Source organism: Nitrosospira sp. Nl5, from assembly GCF_900102495.1.
GTDB lineage: Bacteria > Pseudomonadota > Gammaproteobacteria > Burkholderiales > Nitrosomonadaceae > Nitrosospira.
In genome coordinates, this window is the sequence record NZ_FMVQ01000001.1 from 57,127 (window position 1) to 72,333 (window position 15,207).

Below are 15,207 nucleotides of genomic sequence, written 5' to 3' on the forward strand. Positions count from 1 at the left end.
CATCTTCGCATTCGCTGAACTATCGCTGGGTGCAAGTGGTCGATTTATAGATATAAATTATTTAGTGGGAAAGTGGAAATAATGGGATACGTCATGCAAGCGCTCTCAGTTTAACCTTCGGTGGCAATAGAATCAGGGCCGTTAACGGAAAACAGAACTATAAATGCTGTTCGATATCCATACGGCCATGCAGGATGCGGACAATCTCGATCCGTTCTTTTCGGGTGAGACGGTAAAAAATCACATGCTTGCCAACCCCGTATTTGAAATAATTTTCCCGGATATCATCGCATGCCCGACCCAGACCGGGCTTGTCCGCCAGATCATGAAAGGCGCTGTCAAGCTGGGTCAGATAGCGTCTCAGCTGGACCTTGCCCCATTGCTTGCGCGTGTAACGGCCAATGGCAAGCAAGTCTTCCCTGGCTTTCTGGGTGAGGATGAACGTCCCCATCTAGTCTTCACTTTCCAGTTCATCCAGTATGTTTTGCAGGGAATAATCAGAAGGGCCACTTTGCTCGCCCTCGGTCAGAGCGCGGCGCAGTGCTTCCAACTTGGCCTCACGTTCTTCCAACAGGCGAAGACCGGCGCGTATCGCTTCGCTGGCTGAGCCGTAACGCCCGGATTCAATTTGATAGGCGAGAAACTTCTCGAAATGCTCGCCCAGCGTGACGCTGGTATTTTTCTGTACCGGCATGGTTTCCTCTATAAATCCAATCTTTATACCCAATTATAATATTTATTGGTATTAACGGCAATATAATTATGAACGGTTCACCGCCCTGTACCAAGCAAGTATGCAATATTGAAAACTTTCTAGCGTGTCCAGTCGAGGCCGCGCTGGCGAGGCTGGGGGCGGTCCCGATTTTGTTCTTGGCGTTGTGTCTCAAGCTGTTCGACGCGCTGATCGCGCATCGCTTGGTATTGCGATCTATCGTGTTCCAGCTCGTCCATCCGATAAGACTTCAGTGCTTCCAGCCGCTCGATGCGTGCTTGCAGCGTACGGCGGGTTTCTAGCTGCGCAAAGATCAGCGCGTCGCGTTCCTGCTGTTGACGCATTGTGACCTGCCATGAATCTCGTTCATTGCGTTCTTCGATTTGCTTGCGCAATCCCGTGAGGCGGTCAAACAGGCCGCGAATGCCTTTATTGAAACTGCTTCGCCATTCCTGCTGTTTGTGCTGCCAGAAAGATTGCTGGGTTTCGTTTAATTTTTGCCGTTCAGCCTGATGCTGGCGTACCAATGCTTGCCGTTTTTCTTCCAGCTCAGCCCGGCGGGTTGTAAACACTGTCATTTGTTCTTGAGAGAGCGTACTCAGCCGTGCCGTCATATCTTTGGCAATCTGGATTCTGGCTTCATCGACCGATGGCAGGTTTTTTTCATCGGTGAGACGGGTGCGTACTTCCTTGGTTTTGATTCCCACCCATTTGGACACAGCAAACACTTCGCCCCGGTGATCCACCGCGACAAAGCCGCGCCGGTCGCCACGGGCGAGAATATATCCTTGTTCTTTCAGTGCATGGGCAAAAGCGTTTTGGGTTTTACCAAGCAACCAACATTCCTGAAATACCGCTTTGATCTGTTTCGGGTCTTTGCCGATGCGCTTGGCCTGCTGCCACTCCGCTAGGGTGAAATTAAGTGGATCGCGTGCATGAGAGTGCTTAAGTCCTTCTGGCATCGTCCAGCCGTGTTCCAGAAACAACTCACGCGATAAGTCGATTAATCTCCGTTTGGAGAAAGAGAGCTGTACCGCTTTCATTTCCTCAAGCTTGATGCGTGACCACACTGCATGGCAATGTCTGCGCCCGTTCTTCTCATGAAAAACGATGGCCCGGGGTTGACCGTTCAGTCCCAGTTTTTCTTCGGCTCGGTCTATAGCCTGCTTGAATGTTTCGGTCGAAACATTCTCACTCTTGGGTGGATTAAGACTTAAGGAGAATAGAAATTGTTTGCAGCGGGTGGCGCGGCTGATTGCATAAGCTTCATTGAGGGCCGCCATGAGATTATGCGAGGCAAACCCGCGCACTTCATGAACTTCGACATGCTCATTCTCTTGCTTGAGCAAGTGTTGGGCCAAATCCTTGGCTCCGCCGCGCTGGTTGCCTACGAGAATCATTCATCTTCTACCGGCGCTACACCCAGCGCTGTGATTAACAGCATGCGTATGGCTTGGATTTCCGCGCATGCTTGTGCAATCTCACGCTCCGTTTCGGGTGTTACATCCAGTGTTCCTATATTGGCCGCTTTGGCGAGCTGGTTGATATTGGAGGCCAGCCGCGAGCGACCGAATTCACCCAAGACCAGAGCCAGCAAGGCGGTGTCAGGCGTAGGTTTTTTGACTTTACGGCGCTTCTCAGTCTGTTCGCCGAGAAGGCGATTACGTATATACGACCCCAGCGGCTGATTTCCAGCCAGTTCATCCAGCCGTCTACGTTCCTCGACGGTAAGCCGCAGGGAAAACGGAGGCGTATAACGCCGTTTAGATTTCTTGGGTAGGGGTGCAGCAGCAGCCGAGAATGCCTGAACTGCTGATGGAATATTGTTGAAGCCGCTCATGGTGACGGCTCCTGATAATACGAAACATTACTCTTGAGATAGTCGTTCCATTCCTCTAGAATTTCCAGAAGCTGGTTCGAAGTTTCACACTCCGTCTCCGCCATTCAGCACTAATCTATGGATGCCGTGCACATGCCAGTATAGGCGGTCGTTTAACAGTACTTCAGACCCTGACGCTAATCCAGTAACCATCGAAAAGCCCGCCGCAACTCGTCTGTTCCGTTTTTCTCATACCAGCGTCCGTGGGCCAAAATGACGCGTTCCGGATTCCAGGCGATCATTTTCTTGATTGCCGCCTGCAATTGTGGCCTCTGTCTGGAGAAGGTTAGACGCATGTCCCGCCGCATCTGGCCGTCGGGATCCTGTACGCCGCCAAGCCGTGTCAGCCAGCGTACGATCAATGAGTTTATCTTCCGGGGCTCAAAATTCACGATGAGATCTGTCAAAATAAGTGTGCGGCTTGCATAATGAAAGAACTCAACCTCTGTCATATAGCTTCCCGCAACAGGCAGTGTGGAGATTTCGGCATCCCATGGATAACCGTTGTCGCTGTCCAGGGCAAGGGAATCAACTCGATGCGGCGCCGGCTTGCTCGCGAATGCGAGGCGCGAGATAGATTTTTGCATTTGGAAACACCTTTTTTATTCTGGAATCCACCAATAGTGGATGCGGTTCGGCCCGATTATCCAGCGCGGAGTTCCCATTTTTGCGATTTCGACTTTGAGTTCCGGCGTCAGCCACGTTGACGAATGCACAAACAGGCCGCCGCAGGCGAGACGGATAATCGTCATTCTGGTGGGAAAAGGCATTTCTGGCCTGGGCATGCCAAACTAAATAACCGGGCCGTCGACGATGCAGAGGTTTGGCGCCACGGGCTTGACGGTGTTAAGTGGCGGATAGGTGGTGCTGGTCTTGTCGTTCATTGTTCGATCTCGACGCGATGAACGGCAGATCATGCTATCGATTCGAGACTTGATAATGCAGACAGGCTAAACGGATAGTAGCCTAAAGTCCGTTAGATAGACTACAGTTGGAACGATTGATGATGCCACGCGAGAAGCCAAGCGATTCCATGCAGGCGATGGTGCTGGATGAGCCGGGACAAATCGTGCACATGCGTTGCTTGCCACGCCCCCAGCCCGGCGCGGATCAATTGCTGGTCAGGATAGCGGCCTGTGCCGTTTGCCGCACTGATTTGCACGTTATTGACGGCGAATTGCCTGATCTAAAATTGCCCGTTATTCCGGGCCACGAAATCGTTGGACGCGTGGTGGCTTGTGGAGCAAACGTTCGTGATTTTTCGATTGGCGAACGGGTCGGTATCCCCTGGCTGGGCTGGACATGCGGTTCTTGCCGCTATTGCCGCAGTGGCTACGAGAACCTCTGCCCGCGTGCCAGATTTACCGGTTACCAAATTGATGGCGGTTATGCCGAATATACCGTCGCTGACGCGCGTTATTGCTTCCGCATCCCCGATATGTATAGTGATATCGAAGCGGCGCCGTTGTTATGCGCCGGATTAATCGGCTATCGTGCGCTTAAAATGACTGAAAATGCCAATCGCGTTGGAATTTACGGTTTCGGCGCCGCGGCGCATATCGTGGCCCAAATCCTGCGCTATCAGGGACGCCAATTATTTGCGTTTACGCGCCCCGGCGATGCGGCGGCAAGAGATTTTGCCGGCAGGATGGGTGCGGCGTGGGTAGGTGGTTCGGATGAGGTACCGTCCGAAGAACTCGACGCCGCTATTATCTTTGCGCCGGTGGGCGCTCTGGTGCCAACCGCCTTGCGCGCTATTCGTCCCGGTGGAGCCGTCGTCTGTGGCGGCATTTACATGAGCGATATTCCTGCTTTCCCCTACGACATTCTATGGCGCGAAAAACGGCTGATTTCAGTCGCCAATCTCACTCGCCGGGATGCTGAAGAATTTCTGGCGTTAGCGCCGAAAATACCTGTCAAAGTGACGACGGAATCCTTTCCGTTAAACCAGGCCAATACCGCTTTGACAAGGCTACGGGAAGGAAATTTGACAGGCGCTGCGATCCTTATACCAGATCTTTAGGCTTTCAAAGCGGCGACTGCAGATAGCAGCTTCTATCCGTTTTGTGGCGCATGGCATCAGAACGCGACGCATCTTTCCCGCTCCGCCACAGCTTTGATATAGTCTCCCATGGCCTTGATCACTGCTCCGGATACGAGATCGGCTTCTCCAATCTTTCTCGCCGCGGCGCATGCACCGCAAACCCATATTGGAATACCCGCCGCCTGGACCGCCGCCAGGACATCTTTTAGGGGTGGCAAGTTGACACCTGTTATGTGGTCTCCAATTCCCGGGCGCGCCAAGGTCACTGCCTCGTTCCATAGAAAAAGAACCACATCATGGCCTTGTTCGCGCGCGGTTTTCGCTGCCATGAAAGGCAGGGTCGCCATTGTTGGATCGTCTGTTCCACGGCTTCCGGAAATGAGAAATTGCATAGCGGTATCCTTTCATATGTTGATGTGGGTAGATGGCAATAATCGAAATGTGGTGTGCTGCCCTGGATCTGGCGGACACTTTTTTCCTAATACCATGCACGAACGTGTGCAAGTCAAGGCAGTGCAGCGTGTTTCTTCCTCCGATTATAGATGAGCAATTGCGCCGATCAAATGCTGAAAATGCTAATAATCGCTGTAAAGTCCTTCATAATGGGAATTTCTGGAAAATATCCGGCCGAGCAGAGTTCGCTTTGACTTGATGACCCGCCAGTCTGGTATAATTGCCAATAACACAGCGCCCGTAGCTCAGTTGGATAGAGTACTTGGCTACGAACCAAGGGGTCGTGGGTTCGAATCCTGCCGGGCGCGCCATAAAACAAGGGGGTGGGCAACAAGTCTGTCCCCTTTTTCTTTTTCCGGAGCGTGCTGGATCACTTCCGAGTATTTTTACATAGATGAAATCCAACGATACAACTATGCCTGCCAATATTTATTGCTACCACTGCCACGTTCAACATTCTCGCGACGAAATGCGCCTGGTCGTCACAAAGACGGGTAAACGCTGGCGATGTGAGCGCAGCATCAAGAGTGCCCAGGGAGACAAGAAAACACGGGATGCATTCGGACGTCACATCTCTGCCCTGAATAAGGCGGAGGCGCAAGCAAACATTCGGATGAGGTCGAAAGACTGATTGGTGAGCCTGTGTATGACAGAATGCGATATAAGGGCGGCATAAAACGCTGCCTAGCAACTTTTCTTATACTTTGCGCTGACGGCGTCCCCCTCCCCTAACTACTGTTACGATAACATTATCGGCAGGTTCCCTGTTGTTGGTGCCGTTGCGCTCGTGATGTGTTAACAAACAACCGGATTGCCGTACACACTGGTGGTCGGATCGCGAAGGGTCCCGTCCGACAAGGGAAACCGCTGATCCGCCTGGTTTTTCCGAAATTACAGCGCTGGAAAACTGAACCCGCCTATAAAAACCTCCCCAGCAAAATCTGCCATTACTACCCTGTAAGATCTTACAGTTGTTTGGCGATTGCATTTCGTTGTCTAATTATCCCAGCCTTAATTATCCCAGCTCACTTTGTGCGTAAGCTGTTTTCATTCTCTCCACATACCGGGACGTCGTCTCCTTCTTTCTGGAGCATGAGGGAATAAAAAGCGTTCTGTCGCAATGCCTGATTTGGAACAGAATCCGGCCGGAGCCTCGAAATAACTGATTAAGGTGAATACACGAAGGGTTACCAGCTTTATTGCACCCGGCAGCATGAACCGGTGCTTTCACGAGCCTTTCATGGTAAAGCGATATTCAGCATTTATCGTATTGTTTATATCGATAACGCAATTTCTTTCCTTCGATACCAAACATCATTTTTTTAAGGATTCTAATTATGAAAATGTCATTCTTACGGTCGTTGCAACTGGTTCCGATAGTTTCCGCCTTTTTCTTGCTAGCATTACCTGATGCGAAAGCCGAAAAGGGGCAAGATTCGATTGCCGCAATGCTCGCCGTCATGGAATCCCAAAGTCCTGTCGATATCCGTTCAGAGAATGCCGTTTTCCAGAAGCTACCGGCACTGAAATTTGATTTCAGTTCCGGCACCCCGCTGAGCGTGATCAATAATGGCTCGCCCGATGAGGAAAAAACCATCAGAGCCAATGTTCCTCTTGATGCGGGAAGCCTGAAGTTTTCCGGAAACAAGTGGGATCTGGCCCAGTTTCATTTTCACGCGCCTTCAGAGCATTTGTTAAATGGTCACGCATCCGATATGGAGATGCACTTGGTATTTAGCGATTCCCAGGATCACCTTCTTGTAGTCAGCCGATGGATCGAGGAAGGCGCGTTCAATAGTGCATTAGACCCGATTTTCTCTCATTTGCCCCAGACTACAACAGAACAGCTCGATATTGCTTCATTCAACCTGAATACACTTCTCCCAGGCAATCTTGAATCGTTCCGCTATACCGGTTCCCTAACTACGCCGCCCTTTACGGAAGGCGTGAATTGGATCCAGCTGGCTCAACCGTTAAATCTGTCCGGCGGCCAGATCGATGCCTTCAATGCGCTCTTCCCGGACGGAAATACTCGCGAGGCCCAGCCGCTCAACGGTCGAGTGATCCTCACTGATGTACCGGGGTTTGCGACTACGGATCCCGCACTGGAAGCCGACCTCTTGCTACAGGCCGAACTGGGTCTGATTCCGCATGGGGATGCTCATGAAATTCAGTTACTCGATGGCAAAGTTATGTCCGCTAGTGAACCGATGCTTGTCACCGCGGTCCCGGAACCGGAAAGCTACTTAATGCTGCTGGCCGGGTTGGGCCTGATGGGTTTTATTGTAAGGCGGCGAGTGGCGAAAGAGGGCCTTACGGGTTCTTTTGCATAAGTTTGTGTGAACAAGATAGGCGTTTAGTCGGGTATGGTCATAGCCATTGATGAATTTCAGTCCGATCTGGTCCGGCATGTAGTATTGGCTTTCCCTCGTTTGCCTGCGTCCGGTCTCTGAAATCTCTCAAGCCTGGTAGCAGGAGACAGCGTGTTTGCCACAGCCGATGGCAAAGGCGGCAACTGTCCACATGCGGCCGCAGCAATTAATTCGCCTGAAAGCCCGGCGGTTAGCAGGCCGCGCGTGCCATGGCCCAGGCTGGTATAGAGTCCTGGCAACAATTCGCCCACCAGGGGCATGGCGCCGGGAAGGGAAGCTCTTACCGATGCGCGGCCGTCCAATTGCCGAACATCCAACGAATCGGTATTTATCGATTTGGCAAGGGCCGGAGATATTTCCGCCAGCTTGGACAAGTTCTCGACGTGATCGAATGCGCGCACATCAATCGACTCATCGCTAAAGCTGTGCGTCGCCCCTAGCACGTGCAGCCCCGCGGATGATGGAGCGAGATATCCGTTGGCGCATAAGATCGTCCGCAGCTTTTCGCTATCCGGTGTGGCAGGTACCATCGTGATTTGGCCCCGCACTGGCGTCAGCGGGAAATTTGCCCATGGCGCAAACGATTTCACCTGGTATCCAGTGCAAATTACCACTACCTGAGCTTCGCAGACCCATCCCTGCTCGCGCTGATCTTTTCCTTCCACACGCCAGCCAGCATCTACCGCCATCAGGGATTCGACGCGATGGCCGGTGCGCTGCACGATACCCGGGCTCGCTGCCAGTTCCGCACACAGCCGGGGCGGTACCAGCCAGCCGCCGGCGGGAAACCACAGACCGCCATATGCCAACTCGATACCGGCCAGCCCGGATGCTTCAGCTGCGTCCACGCGCCGCAATACATGCGGCGGCCAGCCGAGCGCTGCCAGCTTGTCTATGCGTTTCGCCTCCTTCGCGGAAAAAGCCAGTTGCAGCTCTCCGCATTCCGCACGCGCAAATCCATCTATGGGCAATGCTTCATCCAGCAAGGCAAGCGCGTGCCCATAGGATGCCAGCACGAAGCGCTGCAGCAGGTTCATGCCTGCGCTCAAGCGCGTATGCAGTATGCCGCGTGGATTACCCGACGCTGCCGCAGCCAGGGCCGGCGCGTGTTCAATGAGTGTAACGGCGACTCCACGCTTCGCCAGTGCTGAAGCAACGGCACAACCAGCTACACCCCCGCCGATAACGATGGCGGTTGCTGGCGTGAGGCGAGGAGGTTGCGTGAGCGGCGAACCGGGAAGACGGCCTCGCAGCATTTCGCGTTTGCGGCCGAAGCCAGGAAATTTGCTTACTTGAAATCCGGCTTGTTCCAAGCCGCGCCGTACCCAGCCGGCACAAGTATAGGTGGCAAACGTGGCGCCTGGCCGAGATGCCCGTACGACATTCTCGAACACAGCTTGTGTCCACATTTCGGGATTGCATGCGGGCGAGAAACCATCGAGGAACCATGCATTGATGCCTGCGCGGACTTCAGGCAGCGCCTCGGCTACATCGCCTATCACTAGCGTGAGGCGTATTCGTCCACCGGCAAAGCTCCACCGATTCCAGCCGGGTACGCGGCGATGCCAGCGTGCAATAAAATCATCAGTGTACCGCTGCAACACTGGCCACAACGCCAGTACCTCGGTCAGATCCTGCTCATCAAGTGGATATTTTTCGACGCTAAAAAAATCCAGGCTGCTTCCGGGTGGAGCGGCCGCGTCGAATAGCTGCCAGGCGCATAAGAAATTCAGCCCGGAGCCGAATCCTGTCTCGCCAATGGCAAATTTATCCGCGCTCGACAATGCGGCAAAACGCTCGGCCAGTTGATTGCCTTGCAGAAAAACATGGCGTTTTTCCGCCAGTCCGGAATCGCTTGAGAAATAAACATCGCCGAAGCGGCTGGAATACGGCTGCCCGTGCCGCCAATCAAGCATCTATGGGAGGATTAAGCCATGCGGTTTCGTCAAAAATCATTTTCGTAACTGAACTCGGATGATGAAGATCGTCGAAGTGAAACCCTTCGGAATCCGTGGTAAATCGATGAGGACCGGGTTGATGGCAGGTAGCGGCGGTAATACATACTAACCATCACTCGATGTCACTTATAGACTTCCGTAACTTGATCGGCTCCGCGCTTTTCTTACGCATTCGAAGATTGAGAAACTCCACGCTGACTGAAAATGCCATGGCAAAATAAATATATCCTTTCGGGACATGCACGTCGAAACCTTCGATTATCAGGGTGACTCCTACCAGTATCAGGAACGCAAGGGCAAGAATCTTGATCGTCGGGTGGTTATCCACAAATTCCCCTATCGACTTGGCCGCCATTAACATAACCAGCACAGCCAAAATGATAGCAATCGCCATTAACGAAATATGTTCGACCAGGCCGACCGCGGTTATTACCGAATCCAGCGAAAAAACAATGTCAAGAATGGCAATTTGCGTCAGCACCATCCCCATGCTTGCCGCGGCAACAGCCTTGTTGCCGGCATTGTCCACACCTTCGATACTGTTGTGTATTTCATGCGTTGCTTTGGTCAAAAGAAACAGGCCGCCTCCTATCAGAACGACATCACGCCCTGAAATCGAGTTGCTGAATACCGTGAACCACGGTTTGGTTAAGCTCATTACCCATGAAATGGAGAACAGCAAACCGAGGCGAGTGATCATCGCCAGGCTCAAGCCCACTCTTCTTGCGAAATTGCGCTGAGCCTCGGGAAGGCGCCCGACAAGAATGGAGATGAAGATAATGTTGTCTATCCCCAACACGATTTCCAGGGCGGTTAGCGTGACCAATGCTATCCATGCTTCCGGGCTAGTCAGCCACTCGAACATCAGCTTCCCCTATTTTGGAGTTATCACTATTTTGAATGCCGCTATTCTCCCATTCCTGTTCCTCTTACGCCAGACGTCGTCATCGTCGCATAAAGCTCTAACGCTTTAAGCTCACGGATATCCCGCGTCGTTTTCAGGGACTGATATCGCAGCGGTAGCGGGAAAAAGGTCTGGGCGAGCTTATGCGATGACGCCCAAGCTTACGGCGAACCAGCAATCGGGATCCGTCCAGATATGCGCGACCTCGAAGCCGCCGTGGTGAAGCAGTCCTTCGAGGCACTCCACGGTGTACTTATAGCTATTTTCAGTGTGGATACGTTCACCCTGATAAAACCGCAGGGTTTTATCAAGGGCGTCTACCCTCACGGACTGGGGGCATGTGCTTTCCAGATGCAGTTCAATCCGCGATGCGGCCTCGTTCCAGAATGAGACGTGGCGAAAAGCATCCGGTTCAAAATGACCGCCGAGTTCGCGGTTAATCCGGACGAGAAGGTTCTTGTTGAACGAGGCGGTTATTCCGGCACTGTCGTTATACGCCGCATGCATGACGTTGCTATTCTTCACAAGATCCACCCCAAGCAGCAGCTGATCTCCGCTAGATAGGTGCCGCGCGATGCTTTGAAGCAGGGAAATGGCATCTTCCTGTTCCAGATTACCAATACTCGAGCCAATGTACAGAACCAGGCGTGGCGGAGCTTGCCGGCCCAGAAATGTCAGGTCTTCGAAATCTCCGACATGGGGATGCACATTCACCGACTCCAATTCTTTTTCCACTTCGTCTTTGGCCAATTGCAATGCAGCGTCGGATACGTCGAGCGGAAAATAATTGACGCTGGGCTGCCGCCGCAGCAATGAGCGCAGCAGGATGCGCGTCTTGGTCGCGGTGCCCGCACCAAGTTCACCAACAGAAACGTTCTGGCCGAGCCGGGAGCATATTTCATCGGCATGTGTCATCAATATGGCTGCTTCCGTCCGTGTCGGGTAATACTCGGGCAAACACGTGATTTGTTCAAACAGGGCCGAGCCTTGCGCATCGTAAAGCAACTTCGGCGGCAGCATTTTGGGCGTGCGGGACAGACCCTCCAGCACGTCCCCGGCGATCAACGATAGGGGGCTCAATTCAGACGTGATCATGAGTCTGTCCTATCACGTGCAAGCCCATCCTGGGCCAATCTTATGCCGGAAAACTGCCAACGCGCCTGCGGGGGGAAATAATTGCGATAAGATTTACGTATATGCGATGCCGGCGTGGCGCAGGAACCGCCGCGTAACACGATTTGATTACACATGAATTTACCGTTGTATTCCCCTTCAAGGCCTGCCGGAGGGCAATAACCGGGATATGCGGAATAGGGGCTTGCTGTCCATTCCCAGGCGTCTCCAAAAATCTGCTGCAGACCCGCCTGCGCCGTGGCTGGGCGCGGATGGTATGTCTCGCTCTCAAGCAGGTTTCCGGACGTCATGGCCGAATTCCCGGCGAAGCCTGCGGCCACCTCCCATTCGAACTCGGTCGGAAGCCGCGCATTTGCCCATCGAGCGAATGCGTCGGCTTCGTAGAAGCTGACGTGACAGACCGGTTCATTGGGATTCAATGGCAGGGTGCCTCTGCAAGTAAACTGAGTCCACCCATCCTCTGTCCGCTCCCAGTAGAGCGGCGCTGTCCAGCCTTCACCGGAAACGTGGTCCCATGCGTCCGACAGCCATAGTTCCGGCCGCGTGTAACCACCATCGTCCATGAACGCCTGATACTCTTTATTGGTCACAAGGCGAGAGCCGATACGAAAGGGCGTTATATAGGTGCGATGCCGCGGCAACTCATTATCAAATGCAAAACCGCGCAGATCATGTCCAGCCTCATAGATACCTTCGTCGAAATAGCACCACGCCAGGGGTGCGCCGCCAGACTCGACGGCCTGCATCTGACTGGGCTGGTAACTGGGCCGTAGCGGATTGGTCCAGAATGCATGCTTGATGTCGGTAATGATCAGTTCCTGATGTTGCTGCTCATGATTCAGTCCCAATTCGAGCAATCGTAACGTCTCGGCAGAAGCTTCACGCGCAAGTAGTTCGCGGACGCCGCTGTCTACATAAGTCCGATAATGACGAATCTGATCGAGCGTAGGGCGTGAAAAGGTGCCGCGAATGGCGCGATTGGGATGATTTCCAAGCCGCTTGTAGTAGGAGTTGAACAGGAAACCGAAGCGCGCATCGAAGGGAGCGTAGTCCCGCATGTGCGGAGCCAGAATAAAGGTCTCGAAGAACCAAGTCGTATGTGCACTATGCCATTTTGCCGGGCTGGCGTCCGGCATGGATTGAACCATTTGATCGTCCGGCCCGAGAGTTTCAACCAGCTTCAACGTTTGATTGCGCACCTCATCATATCGCTCGAGCCATTTTCGCGAAAGCGACGCGCGTTCGGTACGCATGAGGGAAGTTTTGATCACGGTTAACTCATCTCCTCAAGGCTTTTAATCTACGTCCGGCGAGCGCTCGGTTGCCGGATTCAGGTTCAAATATCCCAGGTCAAGTTGCCCTGCGGTTTCAGATGACCATTTTTTTGCATTTTCTATTAACATTAATGCTCATTCTGTGCGCTGGCAGACATAGCAGCTTCCAGCAGCGGCGGCGTTATTGCCCTCCATCGATATCAGTAGTAAGGAATCATTCAGCTGCGGGATGTCCCGCAGGTCATCTACTGCTTACGCTCGCGTTGCTTTGCTTTACGCGGTTGGTGAGTATTGTGAAGAGAATGTCAGAAAAACTTGTTTTTGTACGTTACCGCACTGACCGTATTTGATCGATCGCGCATCCTGTATCGGCCTGAAACGCTTTTACCCGATTGGATTTCTTCGCCGGGCATATAGCAGTAACGAGGATTTCTCAATACTACATTTAGAGGAGATAAACATGAGCTACGAAGATCGCGATACCTATGGCATGTACAAAAACTACGACGAAAAGGGGCCGGGACCCCGCTTGATGGGTGCGGATACGCTTATCGGAGACGATGTTTACAACCATAAGGAAGAAGATCTGGGGGATATCAAGGAAATCATGCTGGATGTCAACAATGGCAGAATTGCCTATGCGGTATTGTCTTTCGGGGGATTTCTCGGTATTGCCAACAAGCTGTTCGCGGTGCCATGGAGCGCACTGACCCTGGATACCGTGAACAAGCGTTTCCTGCTCAAGGTGGATAAGGAACGCCTCGAATCCGCACCGGGTTTCGATAAGGATAATTGGCCGGATATGGCGGACCCGACCTGGCAAAATACCATCCATTCCTACTATGGCACAACGTCATATATGGATACCAAGTCCTCCAAGGACTACACGACGCCAGCTCACAGGAACGACGAAAGAATCATACCGGTGGCCCCAGTGGGAACTGACAGCGTAAAAAATGATACTGAAGATTACGTTCATAAATAAAAGCCCTGGCGCCGCTGATTTTCAAGAATTAGGCGAACATTAGGCGAACAAAAGAGGCAAGATTATCTTGCCTCTTTTTTCTAATGATGGTCGAACATCTGTTTAAGTGTTTTTTTCCAGCAACACTCCCATCCTCCCATCGATCGACATGATCTGATCTGTCATGGCCGTTAGCCTTGAATGCACGATCAATGCGTTGATTGCCCCTACGGTTCGATGCGGTTGGGCGTTTATCTGTTTGCTCCTGTAGCCTGTTAAAATCGGCGGGATGCATCCCATTCCGTACTGGTCGCTTTCCGGCTTTTATTTTTTTCATTTCGCTTTCATCGGCGCGTTTGCTCCTTACTGGAGCCTGTATCTCAAATCTATTTCCTTCAGCGCTTTCCAGATTGGTGTGCTGATGTCGCTGCTGCATGTCACGCGCGTATTTGCGCCGACCGCGTGGGGCTGGCTTGCCGATCACACCGGTAAGCGGCTGCTGATCGTGCAACTGGCTGCGATTACGGGATTAATAAGCTATTGCGGAGTCTTTTTTGGAGAATCGTTCGCCTGGATGGCCGCAACGATGGCGTTGATGAGTTTTTTCTGGAGCGCGTCGTTGCCGTTGATCGAGGCGACCACGCTCTCTTATCTTGGTGAAAGTACTGCCAGATATGGGCGCATTCGAGCGTGGGGCTCGCTCGGGTTTATTTTCGCGGTGATAGCTGTCGGTTATCTGCTTGATGCCACAGATATCACCGCATTATTGTGGGCAGTGCTGGGATTCAAACTGGGTATCGTAATTTGTTCCCGTCAGATTCCTGAAGCCGAAATAATGCTTCACCCTGCCGAGGGTTTGTCTGTACGGCAGATATTCAAACGGCCGGAGGTGCTGGCTTTTTTTGCCGCCTGCTTTTTGATGGCCCTCGCCCATGGGCCCTATTACACTTTTTATTCGATTTATCTGGTGGAGCATGGTTACAGCAAGAGCATTGTCGGTTGGTTGTGGGCTACGGGCGTGATTTGCGAAATCGGCGTGTTTTTTCTCATGCCGCAACTCATGCATCGATTCTGCCTGAAGCAGATTATGGCTTTCAGTTTCATTTGCGCGATAGCGCGCTTTTTGATGATAGGCTGGGGGGTGGAATGGCCAGCCATGATATTGCTAGCACAAATACTGCATGCCGCGACCTACGGCGCCCATCATGCCGCGGCGATGATGGTGGTCCATCATTTCTTTCGCGGGCGCCATCAGGCTAAGGGGCAGGCTCTCTACACCAGCCTGACATTTGGGCTCGGCGGCGCATTTGGGGGCATATTCAGCGGTTACATCTGGGAGGGACTGGGGCCCGCACTTACATTCACCATAAGCGCGGTGGCCGTTTTACTTGGCCTGGGATTGGTAATGTGGAAAATGAACGTTGATCGATGATGTAAAAGGCAGGAGTTAAAAGCTCCTTGGATATTCTCATCTATTTCTTGTTGCCGCGTTATGGGATAATCCTGAATTCCT

At 52.6% G+C, this 15,207-nt stretch carries 15 protein-coding genes and 1 tRNA gene; 6 read left to right on the forward strand and 10 right to left on the reverse strand.

The features are described 5' to 3' along the window. Window positions 1-157 precede the first annotated feature (157 nt). The 5 genes from BLP45_RS00300 to BLP45_RS14725 form a co-directional block, all read right to left on the reverse strand. Entirely contained in the window at window positions 158-451 is a 294-nt protein-coding gene (locus BLP45_RS00300) for a type II toxin-antitoxin system RelE/ParE family toxin (protein ID WP_090368678.1), read from the reverse strand. After that, the gene (locus BLP45_RS00305; RefSeq protein ID WP_090368680.1) at window positions 452-694 is read right to left on the reverse strand and encodes a type II toxin-antitoxin system ParD family antitoxin; all 243 of its coding nucleotides are present in this window, start codon (window positions 692-694) and stop codon (window positions 452-454) included. Window positions 695-813: 119 nt separating this feature from the next. Further along, window positions 814-2,112: a relaxase/mobilization nuclease domain-containing protein gene (locus BLP45_RS00310; RefSeq protein WP_090368682.1), complete on the reverse strand. Its 1,299-nt coding sequence runs from the start codon at window positions 2,110-2,112 to the stop codon at window positions 814-816. Beyond that, the gene (locus tag BLP45_RS00315) at window positions 2,109-2,552 is read right to left on the reverse strand and encodes a DC-STAMP domain-containing protein (protein ID WP_256327613.1); all 444 of its coding nucleotides are present in this window, start codon (window positions 2,550-2,552) and stop codon (window positions 2,109-2,111) included. The genes BLP45_RS00310 and BLP45_RS00315 overlap by 4 nt, the downstream gene beginning before the upstream one ends. 176 nt (window positions 2,553-2,728) lie before the next feature. Further along, window positions 2,729-3,178 (reverse strand): DUF4336 domain-containing protein, encoded by a 450-nt coding sequence (locus BLP45_RS14725; RefSeq protein WP_218117912.1) that lies wholly within the window; start codon window positions 3,176-3,178, stop codon window positions 2,729-2,731. A 416-nt stretch (window positions 3,179-3,594) separates the two neighbouring features. Between BLP45_RS14725 and BLP45_RS00325 the strand changes: the two genes are divergently transcribed. Next, a complete protein-coding gene (locus BLP45_RS00325; protein WP_256327614.1) occupies window positions 3,595-4,614 on the forward strand; it encodes a zinc-dependent alcohol dehydrogenase family protein in 1,020 nt (339 codons plus the stop codon). A 56-nt stretch (window positions 4,615-4,670) separates the two neighbouring features. Here the strand turns inward: BLP45_RS00325 and BLP45_RS00330 are convergent, their stop codons facing one another. Further along, a complete protein-coding gene (locus tag BLP45_RS00330) occupies window positions 4,671-5,027 on the reverse strand; it encodes a DsrE family protein (RefSeq protein WP_090368684.1) in 357 nt (118 codons plus the stop codon). Window positions 5,028-5,322: 295 nt separating this feature from the next. Between BLP45_RS00330 and BLP45_RS00335 the strand changes: the two genes are divergently transcribed. The 3 genes from BLP45_RS00335 (at window position 5,323) to BLP45_RS00345 (ending at window position 7,421) form a co-directional block, all read left to right on the forward strand. Continuing rightward, a tRNA-Arg gene (locus BLP45_RS00335) sits at window positions 5,323-5,399 on the forward strand. A gap of 104 nt (window positions 5,400-5,503) precedes the next feature. Then, the gene (locus BLP45_RS00340) at window positions 5,504-5,719 is read left to right on the forward strand and encodes a hypothetical protein (protein ID WP_143002356.1); all 216 of its coding nucleotides are present in this window, start codon (window positions 5,504-5,506) and stop codon (window positions 5,717-5,719) included. 706 nt (window positions 5,720-6,425) lie between these two features. Beyond that, complete coding sequence (locus BLP45_RS00345) at window positions 6,426-7,421, forward strand: carbonic anhydrase (RefSeq protein WP_256327615.1); 996 nt, start codon at window positions 6,426-6,428, stop codon at window positions 7,419-7,421. A gap of 56 nt (window positions 7,422-7,477) precedes the next feature. Here the strand turns inward: BLP45_RS00345 and mnmC are convergent, their stop codons facing one another. The 4 genes from mnmC to egtB all read right to left on the reverse strand — a co-directional run bounded on the left by mnmC (window position 7,478) and on the right by egtB (window position 12,727). Next, window positions 7,478-9,376: a bifunctional tRNA (5-methylaminomethyl-2-thiouridine)(34)-methyltransferase MnmC2/FAD-dependent 5-carboxymethylaminomethyl-2-thiouridine(34) oxidoreductase MnmC1 gene (gene mnmC / locus BLP45_RS00350; protein ID WP_090368688.1), complete on the reverse strand. Its 1,899-nt coding sequence runs from the start codon at window positions 9,374-9,376 to the stop codon at window positions 7,478-7,480. Between the two features lie 154 nt (window positions 9,377-9,530). After that, the gene (locus BLP45_RS00355) at window positions 9,531-10,283 is read right to left on the reverse strand and encodes a TerC family protein (protein WP_090368690.1); all 753 of its coding nucleotides are present in this window, start codon (window positions 10,281-10,283) and stop codon (window positions 9,531-9,533) included. A 180-nt stretch (window positions 10,284-10,463) separates the two neighbouring features. Next, the gene (gene egtD, locus BLP45_RS00360; protein ID WP_090368692.1) at window positions 10,464-11,417 is read right to left on the reverse strand and encodes an L-histidine N(alpha)-methyltransferase; all 954 of its coding nucleotides are present in this window, start codon (window positions 11,415-11,417) and stop codon (window positions 10,464-10,466) included. Next, window positions 11,414-12,727 carry an ergothioneine biosynthesis protein EgtB gene (egtB, locus tag BLP45_RS00365; RefSeq protein ID WP_256327616.1) on the reverse strand — a complete coding sequence of 438 codons (1,314 nt, stop codon included), beginning with the start codon at window positions 12,725-12,727 and terminating at the stop codon, window positions 11,414-11,416. Before egtB ends, egtD begins: the two co-directional genes overlap by 4 nt. Before the next feature lie 463 nt (window positions 12,728-13,190). On the opposite strand from egtB, the gene BLP45_RS00370 reads away from it, so the two are divergent. Beyond that, entirely contained in the window at window positions 13,191-13,715 is a 525-nt protein-coding gene (locus BLP45_RS00370) for a PRC-barrel domain-containing protein (RefSeq protein WP_090368696.1), read from the forward strand. Window positions 13,716-13,983: 268 nt separating this feature from the next. After that, window positions 13,984-15,126: an MFS transporter gene (locus tag BLP45_RS00380; protein WP_090368700.1), complete on the forward strand. Its 1,143-nt coding sequence runs from the start codon at window positions 13,984-13,986 to the stop codon at window positions 15,124-15,126. Window positions 15,127-15,207 lie beyond the last annotated feature (81 nt).

Bases quoted from the DNA above. Each gene is read 5' to 3' on its own strand.
- BLP45_RS00315 (WP_256327613.1), bottom strand. From the start codon at position 2,552: ATGAGCGGCTTCAACAATATTCCATCAGCAGTTCAGGCATTCTCGGCT.
- BLP45_RS00340 (WP_143002356.1), top strand. From the start codon at position 5,504: ATGCCTGCCAATATTTATTGCTACCACTGCCACGTTCAACATTCTCGC.
- BLP45_RS00355 (WP_090368690.1), bottom strand. From the start codon at position 10,283: ATGTTCGAGTGGCTGACTAGCCCGGAAGCATGGATAGCATTGGTCACG.
- BLP45_RS00325 (WP_256327614.1), top strand. From the start codon at position 3,595: ATGATGCCACGCGAGAAGCCAAGCGATTCCATGCAGGCGATGGTGCTG.
- mnmC (WP_090368688.1), bottom strand. From the start codon at position 9,376: ATGCTTGATTGGCGGCACGGGCAGCCGTATTCCAGCCGCTTCGGCGAT.
- BLP45_RS00305 (WP_090368680.1), bottom strand. From the start codon at position 694: ATGCCGGTACAGAAAAATACCAGCGTCACGCTGGGCGAGCATTTCGAG.
- BLP45_RS14725 (WP_218117912.1), bottom strand. From the start codon at position 3,178: ATGCAAAAATCTATCTCGCGCCTCGCATTCGCGAGCAAGCCGGCGCCG.
- BLP45_RS00370 (WP_090368696.1), top strand. From the start codon at position 13,191: ATGAGCTACGAAGATCGCGATACCTATGGCATGTACAAAAACTACGAC.
- BLP45_RS00330 (WP_090368684.1), bottom strand. From the start codon at position 5,027: ATGCAATTTCTCATTTCCGGAAGCCGTGGAACAGACGATCCAACAATG.
- BLP45_RS00300 (WP_090368678.1), bottom strand. From the start codon at position 451: ATGGGGACGTTCATCCTCACCCAGAAAGCCAGGGAAGACTTGCTTGCC.
- egtD (WP_090368692.1), bottom strand. From the start codon at position 11,417: ATGATCACGTCTGAATTGAGCCCCCTATCGTTGATCGCCGGGGACGTG.
- BLP45_RS00310 (WP_090368682.1), bottom strand. From the start codon at position 2,112: ATGATTCTCGTAGGCAACCAGCGCGGCGGAGCCAAGGATTTGGCCCAA.
- BLP45_RS00380 (WP_090368700.1), top strand. From the start codon at position 13,984: ATGCATCCCATTCCGTACTGGTCGCTTTCCGGCTTTTATTTTTTTCAT.
- BLP45_RS00345 (WP_256327615.1), top strand. From the start codon at position 6,426: ATGAAAATGTCATTCTTACGGTCGTTGCAACTGGTTCCGATAGTTTCC.